The sequence below is a fragment of the Nonomuraea guangzhouensis genome (assembly GCF_019396345.1).
Classification (GTDB): Bacteria; Actinomycetota; Actinomycetes; order Streptosporangiales; family Streptosporangiaceae; genus Nonomuraea; species Nonomuraea guangzhouensis.
In genome coordinates this window covers 1-1,379 of sequence record NZ_JAHKRM010000110.1, presented here as the reverse complement: position 1 = coordinate 1,379, position 1,379 = coordinate 1, and the positions used below count along the sequence as shown (strand labels likewise).

1 protein-coding gene is annotated in these 1,379 nt (G+C 64.5%); it reads left to right on the top strand.

Going from position 1 to position 1,379, the window contains the following annotated elements:
• The first annotated feature begins 50 nt into the window (after positions 1-50).
• Complete coding sequence (locus tag KME78_RS63630; protein ID WP_219539954.1) at positions 51-1,373, top strand: IS630 family transposase; 1,323 nt, start codon at positions 51-53, stop codon at positions 1,371-1,373.
• The last annotated feature ends 6 nt before the right edge of the window (positions 1,374-1,379 follow it).

Sequence of the window (1,379 nt, the reverse complement as noted above, 5' to 3'; positions counted from 1 at the left end):
CTAGTGTCATGCGCCTGAAATTCGCCGGATAAGTTTCTATTCTTGTGGGCATGGCGCATTCGGGACCGCTGGCGTTGGAGATCCATCTGACCGAAGTCGAGCGAGCTCGGCTGGTCGGCATGTCGGCAGAGCCATCGAGGTTGGCGATCCGGGCGAAGATCGTGCTGGCCTGCGCGGAGCCGGGGGCCAGTAATGCGCAGGTGGCGCGGGAGTTGGGCATCGCCGTGGGCACGGTGCGTAAGTGGCGTGCCGCCTTTGCCGAGGGCAGGCTGGACGGGTTGGCCGATGGGTCCCGCGTGGGGCGGCCCAAGGCGGAGTTGACGGTGACCGACCACGAGCGGGTGGTACTGCAGCGGTGGGCCCGGCGGGCGAAGTCCTCGCAGGTCTTGGCGATGCGCTCGAAGATCGTGCTGGCGTGTGCGGACGGTAAGGACAATCAGCGGATCGCCGCCGAGTTGCGGGTGCACCCGGACACGGTGTCGAAGTGGCGTCATCGGTTCATCCGGTTACGGCTGGACGGGCTGATCGATGAGCAGCGGCCCGGTCGGCCGCCGTCGATCACTCTGGATCAGGTCGAGCAGGTCGTGGTGGCCACGTTGGAGGAGGCGCCGAAGAACGCCACGCACTGGTCGCGCGCCCGGATGGCCGAACGTAGCGGGTTGAGCAAGTCGACGATCGGGCGTATCTGGCGGGACTTCGGGCTCAAGCCGCACCAGGCCGACACTTTCAAGCTGTCGACGGATCCGTTGTTCGTGGAGAAGGTCGTCGATGTGGTCGGCCTGTATCACCACCCGCCCGAGCGGGCGGTGGTGCTGTGTGTGGATGAGAAGTCCCAGATCCAGGCGCTGGATCGGTCGCAGCCGGTGTTGCCGATGATGCCGGGCATGCCCGAGCGGCGCACCCACGACTACGTCCGTAACGGGATCACCAGCCTGTTCGCCGCTTTCAACGTCGCCGACGGCAGCGTCATCGGGGAACTGCACCGCCAGCACCGCGCCACCGAGTTCAAGAAGTTCCTGATCACGATCGACAAGACGGTGCCGGCCGAGCTGGACGTTCACCTGATCTGCGACAACTACGGCACCCACAAGACTCCGGCGATCAAAGCATGGCTGGCCCGCCACCCTCGCTTCCACCTGCACTTCACCCCGACCGGCTCCTCGTGGATCAACCAGGTCGAGCGCTGGTTCGGCTTCCTGACCGACCAGATGATCCGCCGTGGAGTGCACAAGAGCGTCCAGTCCCTGGAGCAAGACATCCGGGACTGGATCGCTCAGTGGAACGACAATCCCCGCCCCTTCGTGTGGAAGAAGACCGCCGAAGAGATACTTGAATCCCTCGCTAAATATCTCCGGCGAATTTCAGGCGCATGACACTAG